The organism is Halobaculum rubrum (assembly GCF_019880225.1).
GTDB classification, from domain to species: domain Archaea; phylum Halobacteriota; class Halobacteria; order Halobacteriales; family Haloferacaceae; genus Halobaculum; species Halobaculum rubrum.
On sequence record NZ_CP082284.1, the window covers coordinates 2730661 to 2747326 of the forward strand.

20 protein-coding genes and 2 tRNA genes are annotated in these 16666 nt (G+C 69.3%); 18 read left to right on the forward strand and 4 right to left on the reverse strand.

All coding sequences use genetic code 11. The features are described from left to right. Window positions 1–39: 39 nt before the first annotated feature. Both K6T25_RS13930 and folP read right to left on the reverse strand, forming a co-directional pair. Window positions 40–714, reverse strand: a complete 675-nt coding sequence (locus K6T25_RS13930; protein WP_222915100.1) for a 6-hydroxymethylpterin diphosphokinase MptE-like protein — start codon at window positions 712–714, stop codon at window positions 40–42. Window positions 715–842: 128 nt separating this feature from the next. Further along, entirely contained in the window at window positions 843–1988 is a 1146-nt protein-coding gene (gene folP, locus K6T25_RS13935; RefSeq protein WP_222915101.1) for a dihydropteroate synthase, read from the reverse strand. Between the two features lie 174 nt (window positions 1989–2162). On the opposite strand from folP, the gene K6T25_RS13940 reads away from it, so the two are divergent. Continuing rightward, window positions 2163–2801 (forward strand): DUF8114 family protein, encoded by a 639-nt coding sequence (locus tag K6T25_RS13940; RefSeq protein WP_222915103.1) that lies wholly within the window; start codon window positions 2163–2165, stop codon window positions 2799–2801. Further along, window positions 2798–3622 carry an RNA methyltransferase gene (locus K6T25_RS13945; protein WP_222915105.1) on the forward strand — a complete coding sequence of 275 codons (825 nt, stop codon included), beginning with the start codon at window positions 2798–2800 and terminating at the stop codon, window positions 3620–3622. Before K6T25_RS13940 ends, K6T25_RS13945 begins: the two co-directional genes overlap by 4 nt. A 43-nt stretch (window positions 3623–3665) precedes the next feature. Here the strand turns inward: K6T25_RS13945 and K6T25_RS13950 are convergent, their stop codons facing one another. Further along, the gene (locus K6T25_RS13950; protein WP_222915107.1) at window positions 3666–4112 is read right to left on the reverse strand and encodes a MaoC family dehydratase; all 447 of its coding nucleotides are present in this window, start codon (window positions 4110–4112) and stop codon (window positions 3666–3668) included. Between the two features lie 331 nt (window positions 4113–4443). On the opposite strand from K6T25_RS13950, the gene K6T25_RS13955 reads away from it, so the two are divergent. The 16 genes from K6T25_RS13955 to rpsB all read left to right on the forward strand — a co-directional run bounded on the left by K6T25_RS13955 (window position 4444) and on the right by rpsB (window position 15977). After that, window positions 4444–6240, forward strand: a complete 1797-nt coding sequence (locus tag K6T25_RS13955) for a glutamate--tRNA ligase (protein ID WP_222915108.1) — start codon at window positions 4444–4446, stop codon at window positions 6238–6240. Between the two features lie 101 nt (window positions 6241–6341). After that, window positions 6342–7811 carry a CoA-acylating methylmalonate-semialdehyde dehydrogenase gene (locus tag K6T25_RS13960; protein ID WP_222915110.1) on the forward strand — a complete coding sequence of 490 codons (1470 nt, stop codon included), beginning with the start codon at window positions 6342–6344 and terminating at the stop codon, window positions 7809–7811. Window positions 7812–7915: 104 nt separating this feature from the next. Next, window positions 7916–9451: a sensor histidine kinase gene (locus K6T25_RS13965; RefSeq protein WP_222915112.1), complete on the forward strand. Its 1536-nt coding sequence runs from the start codon at window positions 7916–7918 to the stop codon at window positions 9449–9451. Between the two features lie 228 nt (window positions 9452–9679). Continuing rightward, window positions 9680–9763, forward strand: a tRNA-Ser gene (locus tag K6T25_RS13970). 18 nt (window positions 9764–9781) lie between these two features. Then, window positions 9782–10321, forward strand: coding sequence for a 30S ribosomal protein S13 (locus K6T25_RS13975; RefSeq protein WP_222915113.1), 540 nt, complete (start codon window positions 9782–9784; stop codon window positions 10319–10321). After that, entirely contained in the window at window positions 10318–10842 is a 525-nt protein-coding gene (locus K6T25_RS13980) for a 30S ribosomal protein S4 (protein WP_222915116.1), read from the forward strand. Before K6T25_RS13975 ends, K6T25_RS13980 begins: the two co-directional genes overlap by 4 nt. After that, window positions 10843–11241 carry a 30S ribosomal protein S11 gene (locus K6T25_RS13985; RefSeq protein WP_222915118.1) on the forward strand — a complete coding sequence of 133 codons (399 nt, stop codon included), beginning with the start codon at window positions 10843–10845 and terminating at the stop codon, window positions 11239–11241. It begins immediately after the preceding gene. 3 nt (window positions 11242–11244) lie between these two features. Beyond that, window positions 11245–11994, forward strand: a complete 750-nt coding sequence (locus K6T25_RS13990) for a DNA-directed RNA polymerase subunit D (protein ID WP_222915120.1) — start codon at window positions 11245–11247, stop codon at window positions 11992–11994. A 146-nt stretch (window positions 11995–12140) separates the two neighbouring features. After that, window positions 12141–12225, forward strand: a tRNA-Leu gene (locus K6T25_RS13995). 60 nt (window positions 12226–12285) lie between these two features. Beyond that, complete coding sequence (locus K6T25_RS14000) at window positions 12286–12702, forward strand: 50S ribosomal protein L18e (RefSeq protein ID WP_225917759.1); 417 nt, start codon at window positions 12286–12288, stop codon at window positions 12700–12702. Next, complete coding sequence (locus K6T25_RS14005; protein WP_222915124.1) at window positions 12699–13166, forward strand: 50S ribosomal protein L13; 468 nt, start codon at window positions 12699–12701, stop codon at window positions 13164–13166. Before K6T25_RS14000 ends, K6T25_RS14005 begins: the two co-directional genes overlap by 4 nt. Further along, complete coding sequence (locus K6T25_RS14010) at window positions 13160–13558, forward strand: 30S ribosomal protein S9 (RefSeq protein WP_222915125.1); 399 nt, start codon at window positions 13160–13162, stop codon at window positions 13556–13558. The genes K6T25_RS14005 and K6T25_RS14010 overlap by 7 nt, the downstream gene beginning before the upstream one ends. 12 nt (window positions 13559–13570) lie before the next feature. Then, complete coding sequence (locus K6T25_RS14015; RefSeq protein WP_222607868.1) at window positions 13571–13765, forward strand: DNA-directed RNA polymerase subunit N; 195 nt, start codon at window positions 13571–13573, stop codon at window positions 13763–13765. Then, window positions 13762–13944, forward strand: coding sequence for a DNA-directed RNA polymerase subunit K (locus tag K6T25_RS14020; protein ID WP_222915127.1), 183 nt, complete (start codon window positions 13762–13764; stop codon window positions 13942–13944). Before K6T25_RS14015 ends, K6T25_RS14020 begins: the two co-directional genes overlap by 4 nt. After that, window positions 13945–15201: a phosphopyruvate hydratase gene (eno, locus tag K6T25_RS14025; protein WP_222915129.1), complete on the forward strand. Its 1257-nt coding sequence runs from the start codon at window positions 13945–13947 to the stop codon at window positions 15199–15201. Further along, window positions 15198–15977 (forward strand): 30S ribosomal protein S2, encoded by a 780-nt coding sequence (rpsB, locus tag K6T25_RS14030; RefSeq protein ID WP_222915131.1) that lies wholly within the window; start codon window positions 15198–15200, stop codon window positions 15975–15977. Before eno ends, rpsB begins: the two co-directional genes overlap by 4 nt. A 117-nt stretch (window positions 15978–16094) precedes the next feature. Here the strand turns inward: rpsB and K6T25_RS14035 are convergent, their stop codons facing one another. Continuing rightward, a complete protein-coding gene (locus K6T25_RS14035; RefSeq protein ID WP_222915134.1) occupies window positions 16095–16445 on the reverse strand; it encodes a hypothetical protein in 351 nt (116 codons plus the stop codon). Window positions 16446–16666: the final 221 nt, after the last annotated feature.

The window sequence follows — 16666 nt, forward strand, 5'->3', positions numbered from 1 at the left end:
CGGCTGCTCCCGGCTGCGGCAACGCGAACGACCACACCGTCAGAGTGGTTCGATCCCGTCACGCCTCCCGTCGAGGACGGCGAACCGTTCCCCGCGGCGCCGCTCCAGCAGGTGCAGCAGGCGTTCGCCCCAGTCGAGCTTTCGAGCCTTCATGCCGTCCACGTCGGGATCGTCGAAGTCCCAGCCCGGGAAGACGAGCCGCTCGGCGCCGCAGCGGTCCGCGAGGAACGCCGCCCGGTCGCCGTCGGTGAAGCCGCCGTAGTTGGCGACCGCGTCGACCGGGGCGGCCTGCGTCGTGACGAGCGTGTGCGCGGCGTCGTAGCGGGGGAGCCACTCGTCGACCAGATCGCCGTTGTCGCCGTGGGCGTGCGCGACGACGACCGCGCCGCGTTCGGTTCGTGCGAGGCCCGTCCCGGGGTTCTTGTCCAGGTCCGTCACCATCGCGTCGACGCCGACGCCATCGGTGGCGAGGCGGTCGGCGGCGGTCGACGCCGCGAACACGAGGTCCGCGTCGCGTGCGAGATCCGCGTCGGCCTCCAGCGACGGCCCCGCGCCCGCGACGGCGACGGTCGCGCCCGCGCAGTCCAGTCGGCCGAGGTCGAACGGCTCGGCGTGGGCCGCGGCACGGTCCCTGACCGCCTCGTCGGCGGCGCGGTCGAACCCGAAGTCGGCGAGGATCGCCCCGTAGATCGGCTCCCAGTCGGTGAATTTCATGGCGGCGACTACCGGTGTGGCGGTTGGCAGTAATACGGGATCGGGCCGAAAGCGCACCAGAGTACCCCTACCCGCGGTGCCCTTCCGGCGTCCACCGTCCGCTATCGACCGATCGGGTATAAGTTTTCTTACTCTGTCGGGCGTGTGACGACGGACAGCGCGGCGTCCAACGCCTCCGTAGCCCCGCTCGCGGTCGCTGCGGCCGCCGCAGTTTCGGCGACCGTCCCCACCAACAGCGCGGACGACTCCGTCCCGTCGGGGACCAGTACCGCGGACGTATCAGCGGTCGCCGCGCGCAGCGCCCCCAATTCCTCGGCGTCGAGTCCGTCGAACTCGTACACGCGCGCGACGGCGTCGGCGGCGACGGCGGGGTCGCCGCCGACACGGTCGACGTGTCGACGGGCGTCCCCGGTCGTCGCCACGTCGAGCTCCTCGACGGCGACCTCGCCGCCTCGACGCGTCCGGTCGCGGGCGAACTCCGCCCCGATGAGCGCAGCGTCGCGCGTCTCGGCCACGTCGTGCGTACGGACGATGTGGGCGCCGCGTTCGACGGCCATCGAGGTGGCCGCCAGCGAGACGGGCAGCGCCCCCTCGGTGTCGCGACCGGCGACGCTCCGGAGGAAGTTCTTCCGGTTGATCGACACGAGGATCGGCCGGCCGTAGCCGCGGAACTCCCGGAGCCGGTGGAACGTCTCGCGGTCGTCCTCCAGGGTCTTCTCCTCGGACCAGCCCCCGAACGCGGGGTCGACGATGGTCTTGTCGGTGAAGCCGTTGCGCGAGAGCGACTCGTAGATGTCGTCGACCTCCTCGACTGCGCCCGGGCGCTCCAGATCCGGCGGCGACGCCATCTTCGCGACGGCGACGTCGTGTGCTGCACAGACCCGGGGCATCTCCGGGTCGGCGAAGCCGCAGATGTCGTTCACCATGTCGAAGCCCCGGTTCAGCGCCGCCTCGGCGACCTCGTGGTACCGCGTCTCGATGGAGAAGACGGCGTCGCCGGAGACGCTCTCGATCGTCTCGATCGCGGTGTCGAGCCGTTCCAGTTCCTCCTCGGCCGAGAGCACCTCGAAGCGCTTGTTCGCCGACTCCAGCCCCACGTCGACGATGTCGGCGCCCTCACCGATGAGTTCCTCGTCGACGTACGCCGCCGCGTCCCCGGGGTCGTCGTACACGCTGGGGTCGTACGGCGACTCCTTCGAGACGTTCAACACGCCCATGATCCGCGGCGGGTGATCGTCGCCGATCTGGAGGCCCGCGGCGTCGACAGTTCGCATGAACCACTGCAGGGGCGGGCCGCGCTTCGGTGTTGTGATCGCGGAGGCGACGCCGCGGATCGAGGACGGACGGACACTCCGATCGACGACAGACACTCCGATCGGCGACGGACGGTCGGGTCGCCGGCCGCCAGAGCGCGCCGCTTATCCCCGCCGCGCGGCAAGACGGGGCAAATGGGTAAGGTGAGCATCGGCCTGCGCGGCTGGCGCTTCGACGAGGACGAGATCTTCACCGACGCCGGCGGCTGGAGGCCGCTGGAGGAGATCCCGAAGGAGCCCCGCCACCGGCTCGTGCGGCTCCAGGTCGTGATGAACAAGCCCTGCGACGCCTGCTACCTGATCCACGGCGAGGAGAACAAACGACAGTGTCGGGTTTCGAGCATCGTCTACGGCGAACCGCTCGACGAGGTGCTGCTGTGTGACGAACACGAGGCGGACTTCCTGTTCTGGTTCCGCGAACGCGGCGGCGCCTCGATCGCCGGCGAGGAGACGTTCCGCGACGCGTTCCACGAGTGGTTCGACGACGGCGGCCGCGCGCCCGACGGCTACGGCGGGATGGAGCACGTCGAGGAGGCGCCCGAGGACCTCCCCGACCTTCGTGACCCCGAGGACCTGTACGAGGGCGAAGACCTCCTCGCGGACGAGCGGCCGGACTTCGAGGCGGAGTCGGACGACACCGGCGCGGTCGCCGACGCGGACGACGGATCCGCGGAGGACGCCGACGGCGACGACGTCGACGCGGACACAGCCACGGACGCGGACGACGACCTCTCGGTCGACGACCTCGATCTCGATCGGGAGTACCCGACATGAGCGAGGAGGCGGCCGCGGACGCCGGCCACGAGGACCGCGAGTTCGTCGTCGTCGTCGTGGAGCCGGAGACGCCCGGCAACGTCGGCACCATCGCGCGGGCGATGAAGAACTTCGGACTCACGGACCTGAAGCTGGTCGACCCGCCCGAGATCGACCCCGACGGCGAGGCGTACGGGTTCGCCGGCCACGCCCGCGAGGACGTGCTCCCGAACGCCGAGACGGTGGCATTGGAGGAGATAGTCGAGAACTACCACACCGTCGGCACCACCGCGATCACCGGCGAGGACGCCCGGCGCCACGTTCGGTACCCGTTCAAGACGCCGGCCGAGCTGCGCGAGTCGCTGGCGACCGTCGACACCGACACCGCGCTGGTGTTCGGCCGCGAGGGAACCGGCCTGAACAACGAGGAGCTCGAACGGCTGGACGAGCTCGTCTCGATCCCCGCCAATCCCGACTATCCGGTGATGAATCTCGGGCAGGCGGCGACCGTGACGCTGTACGAGCTTCGCTCGCTGTTCCTCGACGAGTACCAGCTTCCGGACGTGGACCACGAGCGCGCCGACGAGCCGGAGATCGAACGGTTCTACGAGCAGTTCCGCGCGTTCCTCGCGCAGGCGGAGTCGCGCGACCACAAACGCGAGCGCAGCGAGCGCCTGATCCGCCGACTGGTCGGGCGCGCGCATCCGACGAGCAAGGAAGCGACGACGCTGACGGGCGTGGTCCGGCGGGCGACGGATCTCATGGAACACGCCGACCACAGCGAGCGCGAGCGCGACGGCGACCGCAACGACGACCGCGACACCGAACGACGGGCCCGCTGACGGCGGCCGGCACGCTCGCTGACGTGGGCTCCGTACCCGTCGCCTACTCGTCGTTTCGCCGGAGGTACATCACGTTCCCGATCATCGAAAACACCCGCTCGTCGTCCTGATTGAACGTCCGCGTCCGTGCTCGGACCAGCCCACGCTCGGGCCGTTCCGGGACCGTCTCCAGCACTTCGTTCTCGATGCGGAGGGTGTCCCCCGGTCGCACCGGCACCGGCCACCGGAGTTCGTCGACTCCTTTCGCGCCGACGGTCGCAGCGTCGGCAAGCGTTCCCTCGACGAGCAGGCGCATCGTCATCGCGGCGGTGTGCCAGCCGGAGGCGATCACGCCGCCGTAGGGCGACTCCTCGGCCGCGCGGTCGGGGTCGGTGTGGAACCACTGCGGATCGTACCGCTCGGCGAACGACAGCACTTCCTCGCGGGTCACCTCGTAGTCGCCGTGCGTCTCGACCGCGCCGACCTCGACGTCCTCGTAGTAGACTGGCATGGCTGGCGATCCAGGTGCGAGCACATGAAACCCGGTGTGGAACCGGTGGTACGTGTCGACTACCGGTCGCTCGTCGGACGGCGCCGGCGTGAAACGACGTGAACGGTCGACGCGCCTATACCGGTGAGCGACGTGTGCTCGAACGCCCCTACCCGGGTGTGCCACTCGCACACCGCTGGTCGCGCCGACGGAGCATGGACCCGCTGTCGCGTTGCTCCGACGGTGCGGCCGGGTTTCACCGCCCCGAAGCCGCCGCCACGGCAGTCGTCGCGTGGTCCGCCCGCGAGCGCGATCCGGACCGGTTTTGGGCGCGCGGAGCGAATCCCGACGCATGAACGACGACCTCACGGAGCGCGTGCGCGCCGAGGCGGAGACGCACGCCCTCTACAACGCCCTGAAGCACGGTTCCGACCCCGAGGTGGGCGCGATCATGGGCCCGCTGATGGGCGAGAACCCCGACTTCCGACCGCACGGCGACGAGGTGCCCGGCGTCGTCGCGCCGGTGATCGCGGAGATATCCGGGCTGGACGACGACGAGCGCCGCGAGCGCCTGCTCGATCTGGCGCCGGACCTGGTCGAGGAGTTGGAGGCCGAAGACGAGGAGGACGACCAGGTGCTTCCCGATCTCCCGAACGCGGACGCGTACGACGAGATCCGGATGCGACTCGCGCCGAACCCGAACGGTCCGTGGCACCTCGGCTCCGCCCGCATGCCAGCGGTCATCGGGACGTACAAGGAGATCTACGACGGCTGGATGATCTGCCGGTTCGACGACACCGATCCCGAGACCAAGCGTCCGGACCTGGACGCGTACGGCGAGATCCTCGACGCCATCGGCTACCTCGGCTTCGAGCCCGACGAGGTGCTGAAGGCGAGCGACCGCGTCGAGACGTACTACGACCACGCGCGCGACCTCATCGAGAAGGGCGGCGCCTACACCTGCTCGTGCCCGGCCGAGCACTTCCGGGGGCTGAAGGCCGACGCCGAGCCCTGCGACCACCGCGACAAGGACGTCGGGACGGTTCGCGAGGAGTTCGAGGCGATGGTCGACGGCGAGTACGCCGCCGGCGAGATGGTCCTCCGTGTGAAAACCGATATCGAGCACAAGAACCCCGCGATGCGCGACTTCGTCGCCTTCCGGATGGTCGACACGCCCCATCCGCGCGAGGAGGCGGCCGACTACCGCGCGTGGCCGATGCTCGACTTCCAGTCGGGCATCGACGACCACCTCACGGGCGTCACGCACATTATCCGTGGTATCGACCTCCAGGACTCCGCCAAGCGCCAGCGCTTCGTTTACGACTACTTCGGCTGGGAGTACCCCGAGGTGGTCCACTGGGGGCACGTCCAGATCGACGCCTACGACGTGCCGATGTCCACCTCGACGATCAAAGAGCGGGTCGACAGCGGCGAGCTGACCGGCTGGGACGACCCACGCGCGCCGACGCTCGCGTCGGTGGAGCGCCGCGGCATCCGCGGGCAGGCCATCGTCGACGCGATGGTCGAGTTGGGCGTCTCCACGAGCAACGTGGATCTGGCGATGTCGAGCATCTACGCGACCAACCGCGACCTGATCGACGACGACACCGACCGCCGGTTCCTCGTCCGCGACGGCGTCGCCTCCGACGCGGCCGACCGCGACCGCCTCCCCGCGTGCGCCGCCGAGGCGTTCGACCTCGCCGGCGACGTGCCCGACGCGGGCCACCCGCCGCTGCATCCCAACCACGAGGACCGCGGCGACCGCACTGTGCCCGCGAGCGACGCCGTCCTGCTGGAGTCGGAGGACGTGCCCGCCGACGCCGAGCGCGTCTGGCTCAAGGGGCTCGGCTGTCTCCGCCGCGACGGCGACGAACTCGCGTGGGTCGGCACCGACATCGACCTCGTGCGCGAGGAGGACGTTCCGGTGATCCACTGGGTCGGCGCCGGCGACGACGAACACGTCCGCGTCCGCATGCGGACGATGGACGGCGACGTGATCGGCTACGCCGAACCCGGCTACGCCGACTACGACGTCGACGATCTGGTGCAGTTCGAGCGCGTCGGCTTCGCTCGGTTCGACGCCGCGGCCGACGACGACGCCGAGGAAGCGGAGCCCGGCGAGCACCTCGCCTTCTACGCGCACCCGTAGGCGACCGGGACGACGCTGACCCCGTCCGCTCTCTCCTCGATGTAGGAACAGAGACTACCGGCAACGGTACCTCTTTCCCAGGACGTGCGTGATCGATCGTCATGGTAGATCCGATCGAGGACGGCGAAGTCGCGCACAACTACGTGGCCGGCGAGTGGCGCGAGGCCTCGGGCGACGAGTCGCTGGACGTGGAGAACCCCGCGACCGGCGACCGGCTCGGGTCGATCGCCTTCTCGTCGGCCGACGACGAGGACGAGGCGGTCGCGCTGGCCAACGAGGCGTTCGAGGAGTGGTCCACGACGGCCGTCGAGGAACGCATCCAACCGCTGTTCCGCTTCAAGCAGCTGCTGGAGGACCACCAGGAGTCGCTGGCGGAGGTGCTCGTTACCGAACACGGGAAGACGAAGGCGGAGGCGATGGGCGAGATCCGACGCGGGATCGAGAACGTGGAGGTCGCCTGCGGCATCCCGACGATGATGCAGGCGGGCCACCTCCCGCACGCTGCGCCGAACATCGACGAGACGGCCGTTCGCCAGCCGCTCGGGACGGTCGTCGCGGTGACGCCGTTCAACTTCCCCGCGATGATCCCGCTGTGGTTCCTCCCGTACGCGGTCGCGACGGGCAACACGTTCGTCCTGAAGCCGAGCGAGCGCGACCCGTTCACCGCGAACCGGATCGCCAGTCTCGTCGACGAGGCGGGCTTCCCCGACGGCGTCGTCAACGTCGTCCACGGCGGCCCCGACACCGTGAACCGGCTCATCACCCACGACGGTATCGAGGCGGTCTCGTTCGTCGGGTCGACGCCGATCGCACAGCACGTGTACGAGACCGCCGCCGGTGCCGGCAAGCGCGTGCAGGCGCAGGGCGGCGCGAAGAACCACGTCATCGTCTCGGCGAACGCGGACCTGCAGTTCGCCGCCGAACAGACCTGCTCGTCGGCGTTCGCCAACGCCGGCCAGCGCTGTCTCGCGAACCCCGTCGCCGTCGTCGAGGACGAGGTGTACGACGAGTTCGCCGAGCTGCTCGTCGAGGAAGCGAAGGCGATGGAGGTCGGTCCCGGACTGGAGGAGGGCACCGACATGGGGCCGCTCGTGTCCGGCCCGCACCGCGACTCGGTGCTGGAGTACGTCGAGACTGGCGTCGAGGAGGGGGCCGAACTCCTCCTCGACGGCCGCGAGCAGGCGGTGCCGGAGGCGGGGTATCACCTCGGCGCGTCCGTCTTCGGCGACGTGGACCCCGACGCGACGATCGCCCGCGAGGAGATCTTCGGGCCGGTGCTGGCGCTGATCCGCGCGGAGGACTTCGACGACGCCGTGTCGCTGGTGAACCGCTCGCAGTTCGGCAACGCGGCGTCGCTGTTCACGAGCGACGGCGGCGAGGCGCGGCAGTTCCGCCTGGAGGTCGACGCCGGCAACGTCGGCGTCAACGTCGGCACCGCCGCCGCGATGGCGTTCTTCCACTTCGGCGGCGACAAGGACTCGTTCTTCGGCGACCTGCACGCCCAGGGGGACGACGCCGTCCGGTTCTACACCGACGAGACGGTGTACATCGAGCGCTGGCCCGACAACTGATCGGTCCGACAACCGACGGCCACCTCGCGGCATCGGCGCCGGCAGACCGCGGTCGACGAGTCCGTCGCCGAACTTTTATCATCGCTCGCCCCGGCTCTGAGACAATGACAGACAACGAGGAGCCGTCACCGCCCCGATCCGGTTCGGCCGGGACGGACGAAGGGTCGTTCCTCGACCCGGCGCTCCTCGACCGGATGACGGACGCCTTCTTCGCGCTGGACGACGAGTGGCGGTTCACGTTCCTCAACGGCCGGGGCGAGGCGATCGTCCGGGACGCGGCCGAGGAACCGGTCGACGGCGAACTGGTCGGCCGGAACATCTGGGAACTGATCCCGAACGCCGTCGATACGACGTTTCACGACAACTACGTCGAGGCGATGGAGACCCAGTCGGTCGTCGAGTTCGAGGCGTATTACGACCCGCTGGAGGCGTGGCTCGACGTCCGGACGTACCCGTCGGAGTCGGGCCTGTCGGTGTTCTTCCGGGACGTGAGCGACGAGCACGAGCGCCGCGAGCAGCTCCGATCGCACGAGGAGGCGCTGGCCGCGATCACCGAGACGCTCGCGGAGCCCGATCAGACGTTCGAGGAGCGCGTCTCCGAGCTGCTTCGGGTCGGGGTCGACATGCTCGACACCGAGTACGGCACGCTCTCGCGGGTCCGCGACGACCGGTACGTGTTCGAGATCGTGCACGCCCCCGACGACAGCGTCGCCGCCGGCGACACCGTCGATCTGTCGACGACCAACTGCGAGCGGGTCGTCCTCACCGAGCAGTCGCTCGCGCTCAGCGACGTGAGCGACCACCCGGAACTGGCCGACCGCGCCGGCAACGCCGACTGGGGGATCTCCTGTTACCTCGGGGCGCCGGTCCGGGTGAACGGATCGGTGTACGGGACGTTCTGCTTCTACGATCGCGACCCGCGCGGCGAGGGGTTCGACGAGTGGCAGGTGACGCTCGTCGAGCTGATGGCCGAATGGGTGTCCGCCGAACTGGAGCGGCAGGTGATCCAGGAGGACCTCCGGCGGCAAAACGACCGACTCGAGGAGTTCGCGACGATCGTGAGCCACGACCTCCGCAACCCGCTCGCCGTGGCGAAGGGCCAGACCGAACTGGCCGCCGAGGAGTGCGACAGCGAGGCGCTGGAGAAGGCGATGCGGGCGCAAGATCGGATGGAGCGGATCATCTCCGACGTGCTGACGATGGCGCAGTCGGGGACCGCCGTCGAATCCCCCGAGCAGGTCGATCTCTCGACGGTCGCCCGCGACGCGTGGGGGACCGTCGACACCGCCGACGCGACGCTGTCGGCCGAGGACGCGCCGACGCTGACGGCCGACAGGAGTCGGCTGATCCAGCTGCTCGAGAACCTCTTCCGCAACGCCGTCGAGCACGGCGGCGACGACGTGCACGTCGCCGTCGAGGCGATCTCGGGCGGGTTCGCCGTCGCCGATGACGGTCCCGGGATCCCCGAGGCCGACCGCGAGGCGGTGTTCGACCACGGGTACTCCTCGCGTGCGGACGGAACCGGCTTCGGGCTGAGCATCGTCCGCGAGATCGCCGAGGCCCACGGCTGGTCGGTGACGGCGATCGAGTCGGAGCAGGGCGGCGCGCGGTTCGAGTTCGTCGACGCCGGGAGCGTCTGAGCCGCCGAACGCGACGACGCGATCGGCCGTCCGGGCGTGTCCGCCGGCGGGGCGACGGCACGCCGTGTCCGTCGTTCACACGGTCGTGACGGGGTCGCACGGTCGTTCTCCCTTTCGTGACGCTTAAGTACGGCCTCCGAGTTACATCGAACGCAGACACTGTAGGGGCATCGGGTCCCGAGTCCGGAGCCGCGGTGGCTCGCGAGGCGACGATACAGCACACAGGGTGTTGCGGTAGCCAAGCCTGGCCCAAGGCGCTGGGTTGCTAACTCAGTGGCGCAAGCCTCCGGGGTTCGAATCCCCGCCGCAACGCTGACCACACACCAAGACATGAGTGCAGAAGAACCAGAGAACGCGCCCGACGCGGAGGAGGACGACGAGGACCTCCAGTACTTCGTCCGTATCGGCCAGACGGACCTGGACGGGACGAAGGCCGTCGAGCGCAGTCTCAGCGACATGAAAGGTATCGGCCAGCGCACGGCGCGCCTGGTGGCCGAGACGGCCGACGTGGACCGAACGGCCACGATCGGCCGCCTCGATCAGGACGACATCGACAGCATCGTCGACGTCGTCCAGAACTTCTCCGACCACGTCCCCGAGTGGATGGTCAACCGGCAGAAGGACTTCTTCACCGGCGAGACCGACCACATCGTGGGCGGGGACCTCAACGAGAAGCGCCGCCACGACATCAACCGGATGAAGATGATCGACTCCTACAAGGGCGTCCGCCACAAGCGCGGGCAGAAGGTCCGCGGACAGCGGACCAAGTCCACGGGCCGGACCGAGGGCACCATCGGGGTCAACGTCGAGGAGATCCGCGAGGAACAGGCCGAGGAGGAAGCGGCCGCCGCGGAGGATGACGACGAATGAGTACCGGAACCTCCACCAAGCGCTACGAGACGCCGAACCACCCGTACCAGGGCGAGCGTATCGACGAGGAGTCGGACCTGCTCTCCCGCTACGGCCTGAAGAACAAAGAGGAGCTGTGGCGCGCGCAGTCGGAGCTGCGTCGCTACCGCCGCGAGGCGCGACGCCTCATCGGCGAGTCGCAGGGCGACGTCGAGGCCGCCAACGAGGCCGGCGCCGACTTCGTCTCGCGACTCCAGCGCCTCGGCATCCTCGACGACGCGGACGCCATCACGGACGTGCTGTCGCTCGACGTGACCGACGTGCTCGAACGCCGGCTCCAGACGGTCGCGTACCGCAACGGCGTCGGTAACTCGACCAAACAGGCGCGGCAGTTCATCCTCCACGGCCACGTGGTCGTCGGGGACGCCCGCGTCACGCGCCCGTCGTACAAGGTCGAGACGGTCGAGGAGAGTCTCGTCGACTTCGACGAGATCTCCCCGCTCGCGGACGAACTCCACCCCGAACGCGCGGAGGGCCAATAAATGAGTGAATCCGAGAACGAAACCGAGAGCCGCTGGGCGATCGCGAACGTGTTCGCGTCGTTCAACAACACGCTCATCACGGTCACCGACATCACCGGGGCGGAGACGCTGATCAAGTCCTCGGGCGGCGCCGTGGTGAAGCAGAACCGGGACGAGGCGTCGCCGTACGCGGCCATGCAGATGGCCGAGGGCGTCGCCGAGCAGCTCCAGGCGCAGGGTATCGAGGGCGTCCACGTCCGCATCCGCGGACCCGGCGGCAACGCCCAGAAGTCCCCCGGGCCGGGCGCGCAGCCGACGATCCGCGCGCTCGCCCGCGCCGGGATCGAGATCGGTCGCATCGAGGACGTGACCCCGATCCCGCACGACGGCACTCGAGCGGCAAAGAAGAACCGCCTGTAACCCATGGCGGATGACTTCGACGTCGAGGTAGTCACCCGAGACGACCGATCCGCGCGGCTGCTCGTCCGCGGGCTCACCCCCGCGGTCGCGAACGGCCTGCGCCGGACGATCCTCTCGGAGGTGCCGACGTTCTCGATCGACACCGTCCGATTCGTCGAGAACTCGTCGGTGATGTTCGACGAGATGGTCGGGCTCCGCCTGGGGCTCGTCCCGCTGACGACGCCGCTGGACGACTACGAGGTCGGCGAAACCGCCACCCTCGCGCTCGACGTCGAGGGGCCGGCGACGGCGTACTCGGGCGACATCGAGACGTCCGACGACCTCGTCCAGCCCGCCGACGAGAACGTCCCCATCATCGAACTGAAGGAGGGGCAGCGGCTGGAGCTCGAGGCCGACGCGGTGCTCGACTCCGGGAAGGAACACGCGAAACACCAGGGCGGCGTGGCCGTCGGCTACCGCCACCTGCAGCGCGTGACCGTCGTCGGCGACGCCGCCGAGTTCGACGAGGAGGAGCCGAACATCCTCCGCGGCGTCATCGAGACCGAGGACGGCGAACTCGTCCACACGGAGGAGTTCGATTCCGACCTCACGAACCGTTACCCCGGCAAGGAACTGGACATCGAGGACGTGCCCGGCGCGTTCGTCTTCCACATCGAGACGGACGGGTCGATGAGCGTCGAGGAACTCACCCTCCGCGCGGTCGAGTCGTTGCGTGACCGCGCGGACGAACTGGCAGACAAGGTCGCAGTCTAATCCACAGATGACGCTGTCCCACCACACCCCTCGAACGTTCGCCCCCGCGGCGGGTCCGACCGGCCAGCGGACCCGCCGTCACCGCCACGCGCGGACGGGGTGGACCGAAGGGGTTATCCGGTGGGACAGCAAACGACGGGACGCGAGCAGGGGTAGCCCAGTCTGGCCAACGGCGCAGCGTTCAGGGCGCTGTCCTGTAGAGGTTCGCAGGTTCAAATCCTGCCCCCTGCACTCCCGTTTTCACACATCGACTCGGTCGCGACCGAGTACCGGCGTCGACCACACGACGACGTGTGGTCCGCGCCGTCGGCTCGCGACCGACCCGACAACTCCCACTCAGGAGGTAACCGTATGAGTAGTAGCAAGACTAATCCGAGACTTCAAAACCTCATCGCCGAACTGAAGTCGGTCGCGCGGTCGTCCGATGCCACCGTCTGGCAGGACATCGCCGACCGGCTCGAAAAGCCGCGGCGCACGCACGCGGAGGTCAACCTCGGCCGCATCGAGCGGTACGCAAACGAGGACGAGACCGTCGTCGTGCCGGGCAAGGTGCTCGGCTCGGGCGTGCTCCGTAAGGACGTCACCGTCGCCGCCGTCGACTTCTCCGGCACCGCCGAGACGAAGATCGACCAGGCCGGCGAGGCCGTCCGGCTGGAGGAAGCGCTGTCGAACAACCCCGAAGGGACCGACGTCCGGGTGATCCGATGAGCCTCGCAGAGTTCGAGGCCGACGTGGTCGTCGACGGACGCGACGCCATCATGGGTCGCGTCGCGTCGAAGGTCGCACAGCGGGCGCTCGACGGCGAGCGCGTCGCTATCGTCAACGCCGAGCGCACGGTCATCACCGGAAACTCCGAGGCGACGCTCGAGAAGTACCGCACCCGCGCGAACCTCGGCTCCGACTCGGGTCCGTACTACCCGAAGCGGCCGGACCGCATCTTCAAGCGGTCGGTCCGCGGGATGCTGCCGTACAAGACCACGAAGGGTCGCGAGGCGTTCGAGAACGTCCGCGTGTACATCGGCAACCCGTTCGAGTCCGAGACGACCTCGCCCGACGAGGACGCGCCGGAGCCGGAGGTGCTCGATGGCACCTCCCTCGATCGCCTGTCGAACATCAAGTTCACCACCCTCGGCGAGGTCGCCGAGGACCTGGGGGCCAACGTCACATGGTAACGAACACGTCCGGAAAGAAGAAGACCGCCGTCGCCCGCGCCACCGTCACGGACGGCGAGGGGCGAGTGCGTATCGACTCCCAGCCCGTCGAGCTGGTCGAACCGGAGATGGCGCGCCTGAAGATGCTGGAGCCGTTCCGCGTCGCCGGCGACGACCTCCGCGCGGAGGTCGACATCGACGTGACCGTCAACGGCGGCGGCTTCGCCGGGCAGGCGGACGCGGTCCGCACCGCCATCGCCCGCGGGATGGTGCAGCACCGAAACGACGCCGAGCTCCGCGACGCGTTCATGGAGTTCGACCGCTCCCTGCTGGTCAACGACTCCCGGCAGAGCGAACCGAAGAAGTGGGGCGGGCCCGGCGCGCGCGCCCGCTACCAGAAGTCGTACCGCTGAGGTGATCCATCCATGATGATCCCTGTCCGGTGTTTCACGTGCGGCAACGTCATCGGTGAACACTGGGAGGAGTTCAAAGCCCGCGCCAAGGAGGGCGACGAGGACCCCGCGGCGGTCCTCGACGAGCTCGGCGTGGACCGCCACTGCTGTCGGCGGATGATGGTGAGTCACACCGATCTGGTCGACGTCGTCTCCCCCTACCAATGAGCGGGAACCTGGAGTACAACCGGTACGAGAAGGCCCGCATCCTGGGTGCGCGAGCGCTGCAGTTGGCGTTCGGCGCGCCGGCGCTGATCGACAGCGAGCAGTCCGAGCCGATCCTCATCGCGGCCGAGGAGTACGACGCCGGAGTGCTTCCGTTCACGGTGCGCCGGGAGGGGAAGTAGATGACCCTGATCGAGTCGGTATCGCTGCGTCGCGTGCTCGATTCCCGGGGCAACCCGACGGTCGAGGCGGACGTACTCACCCAGTCGGGCGGCTTCGGCCGCGCGGCGGCGCCCTCCGGGGCGTCGACGGGCGAGTACGAGGCGATCGAGCTGCCGCCGATGGAGGCCATCGCGGCCGCCCGCGAACACGCCGTGCCGCGGCTCGAGGGCTCGGTCCACGCCGGCAACCAGCGCGACGTCGACGCCGCGCTGCACGCGGCCGACGGGACCGAGGACTTCTCGGAGATCGGCGCCAACAGCGCGGTCGCGATCAGCATGGCGGCGTCGAAGGCCGGCGCCGACGTGCTGGGCGCGCCGCTGTTCCAGCACCTCGGGGGCACGTTCCGCGACGCGGACCGGTCGTTCCCGATCCCGCTGGGGAACGTCGTCGGCGGCGGCGAACACGCCGCCGACGCGACCCACATCCAGGAGTTCCTCTCGGCGCCCGTGGGGGCGCCGTCGGTCGCGGAGGCGGTCTTCGCGAACGCCGACGTGCACGCCACGGTCGCCGAGATCCTCGCCGACCGCGGCGTCGCCGCCGCGAAGGGTGACGAGGGCGCGTGGGCGCCCGCCGTCTCCGACGCGGAGGCGTTCGAGATCGTCGACGAGGCGACCTCGCGCGTCGAGGAGACGCTGGGCTTCGAGATCAAGTTCGGCCTCGACGTGGCCGCCTCGGAGCTGTACGACGCCGACGCCGGCGTCTACCGCTACGGGGACATCGAGCGGACCTCGGCCGAGCAGGTCGAGTACATGGCCGAACTGGTCGAGGAGTACGACCTCGCGTACGTCGAGGACCCCCTCGACGAGGACGACTACGACGGGTTCGCCGACCTGACCGACAGAGTGGGCGGCGGGGCTTCAGCCCCGGGTGCGAGCGGGCAAGGCCCGCGAGCCGACCGCACGCTGATCTGCGGCGACGACCTGTTCGTCACGAACGTCGAGCGCCTCTCGCGAGGCATCGACGAGGGCGCGGCCAACAGCATCCTGATCAAGCCGAACCAGATCGGGACGCTGTCGGACGCGTTCGACGCCGTGGAGCTGGCCCAGCGCAACGGGCTCGACGCGGTCGTCTCCCACCGCTCGGGCGAGACCGAGGACACGACCATCGCACACCTCGCCGTCGCGACCGGCGCCTCGTTCATCAAGACGGGGACGGTCGGCGGCGAGCGCACCGCAAAGCTGAACGAACTCATCCGCATCGCGGAGGAGGCAGTATGAGCGAAAGCGAGAACGACGCAGACACCGAAGAGGCGGCCGACGCCGAGGAGGAGGTCGAGGAGACCCAGCCCGCGGCCGACGAGTCGCCCGACGAGACTGAGGCACAGCCCGAGGAGACCGAGGCGGCCGAAGAGGCCGCCGACGAGGAGGCGGACGCGGGTCCGCGCTTCGACGAGGACGTCATGCCGGACGACGAGGCGGACCTCCTCATCCCCGTCGAGGACTACCTCTCGGCCGGGGTCCACATCGGGACCCAGCAGAAGACCGAGGACATGGAGCGGTTCATCCACCGCGTCCGCGACGACGGCCTGTACGTGCTCGACGTGAGCGAGACTGACGGCCGCATCCGGACGGCGGCCTCGTTCCTGGCGAACTACGACCCCGAGCAGGTGCTCGTCACATCCTCGCGCCAGTACGGTCGCTTCCCGGCCGAGAAGTTCGCCGACGCGATCGGCGCGCGCGCCCGCACCGGGCGTTTCATCCCCGGGACGCTGACGAACCCCGAGTACGCCGGCTACATCGAGCCGGACGTCGTGGTCGTCACCGACCCGATCGGCGACGCACAGGCGGTCAAGGAAGCCATCACGGTCGGTATCCCCGTCATCGCGATGTGCGACTCGAACAACCAGGTGAGCAACGTCGACCTGGTCATCCCCACCAACAACAAGGGTCGCCGCGCCCTGTCTGTCGTCTACTGGCTGCTGGCCAACGAGACGCTCGACCGCCGCGGCGCCGAGCCCGGCTACGCCCTCGAGGACTTCGAGGCCGAACTGTAAGCCGGTCGCTGGATTCCGCGATCACTCCTTTGTCTTCACGTCGCCAGCGGCGGCGCCGCGGCTCGATGATCGGTACGGAGCTCCCGAGACGTACGCGCCAAGCGGCAGCTACGTCGGTTACCGCTGAAACAGTATTCGTTCCGCCTCCTCGACGGAGCCGGCGCGGCGGTCGGCGCCGCCGAGCTGGGCGTCCCCCTCCCCGACGCGAACGACCGCGGTCGCGCCGGCCATGCGGAGAAACGTCTCCCACTCGCCGAGCGCGGCGAGGGCGTTCCCGCGAGGGGTGAACTCCCGCACGTCGACGAGGACGCCGAACTCGGCGTCGCACTCCTCGGCGACATGGCGCGCTCGCGCCATCGCCGTGACCACGTCCGACACCTCGAACTCCCCGGAGAGTTCGACCCGCAAGCGCGTGCCGTCCCGACTCTGATCCACGTTCGGGGCGGCGTCCGGTGTCGTCGAACTCATGAGTGCAGAGGAACCGTCGAACGGTATAATCCCTCGGACGTGATTATCGAATAGGATACTCACATGGCTCGGGACAACGCCGGGCGAACGCGGCGCTCCGTTGCAAAGCGGCACCGCGGAGCCGACCCGATCCGACCGGAGACCGGTCGCGACAGCGTGCGTCCCTCTTTCCCCGGGTCGTCGATCCGCGGCCGCGAGCGTGGCGCCGTTGCCCCCGTGGT

Coding starts and splice junctions, on each gene's coding strand:
- K6T25_RS13930 (WP_222915100.1), bottom strand. CDS start 714: ATGAAATTCACCGACTGGGAGCCGATCTACGGGGCGATCCTCGCCGAC.
- K6T25_RS14015 (WP_222607868.1), top strand. CDS start 13,571: ATGATGATCCCTGTCCGGTGTTTCACGTGCGGCAACGTCATCGGTGAA.
- K6T25_RS13950 (WP_222915107.1), bottom strand. CDS start 4,112: ATGCCAGTCTACTACGAGGACGTCGAGGTCGGCGCGGTCGAGACGCAC.
- eno (WP_222915129.1), top strand. CDS start 13,945: ATGACCCTGATCGAGTCGGTATCGCTGCGTCGCGTGCTCGATTCCCGG.
- K6T25_RS13960 (WP_222915110.1), top strand. CDS start 6,342: ATGGTAGATCCGATCGAGGACGGCGAAGTCGCGCACAACTACGTGGCC.
- rpsB (WP_222915131.1), top strand. CDS start 15,198: ATGAGCGAAAGCGAGAACGACGCAGACACCGAAGAGGCGGCCGACGCC.
- K6T25_RS14035 (WP_222915134.1), bottom strand. CDS start 16,445: ATGAGTTCGACGACACCGGACGCCGCCCCGAACGTGGATCAGAGTCGG.
- K6T25_RS14005 (WP_222915124.1), top strand. CDS start 12,699: ATGAGCCTCGCAGAGTTCGAGGCCGACGTGGTCGTCGACGGACGCGAC.
- K6T25_RS13955 (WP_222915108.1), top strand. CDS start 4,444: ATGAACGACGACCTCACGGAGCGCGTGCGCGCCGAGGCGGAGACGCAC.
- K6T25_RS13965 (WP_222915112.1), top strand. CDS start 7,916: ATGACAGACAACGAGGAGCCGTCACCGCCCCGATCCGGTTCGGCCGGG.
- K6T25_RS13945 (WP_222915105.1), top strand. CDS start 2,798: ATGAGCGAGGAGGCGGCCGCGGACGCCGGCCACGAGGACCGCGAGTTC.
- K6T25_RS13975 (WP_222915113.1), top strand. CDS start 9,782: ATGAGTGCAGAAGAACCAGAGAACGCGCCCGACGCGGAGGAGGACGAC.
- folP (WP_222915101.1), bottom strand. CDS start 1,988: ATGCGAACTGTCGACGCCGCGGGCCTCCAGATCGGCGACGATCACCCG.
- K6T25_RS14010 (WP_222915125.1), top strand. CDS start 13,160: ATGGTAACGAACACGTCCGGAAAGAAGAAGACCGCCGTCGCCCGCGCC.
- K6T25_RS13940 (WP_222915103.1), top strand. CDS start 2,163: ATGGGTAAGGTGAGCATCGGCCTGCGCGGCTGGCGCTTCGACGAGGAC.
- K6T25_RS14020 (WP_222915127.1), top strand. CDS start 13,762: ATGAGCGGGAACCTGGAGTACAACCGGTACGAGAAGGCCCGCATCCTG.
- K6T25_RS13990 (WP_222915120.1), top strand. CDS start 11,245: ATGGCGGATGACTTCGACGTCGAGGTAGTCACCCGAGACGACCGATCC.
- K6T25_RS13985 (WP_222915118.1), top strand. CDS start 10,843: ATGAGTGAATCCGAGAACGAAACCGAGAGCCGCTGGGCGATCGCGAAC.
- K6T25_RS13980 (WP_222915116.1), top strand. CDS start 10,318: ATGAGTACCGGAACCTCCACCAAGCGCTACGAGACGCCGAACCACCCG.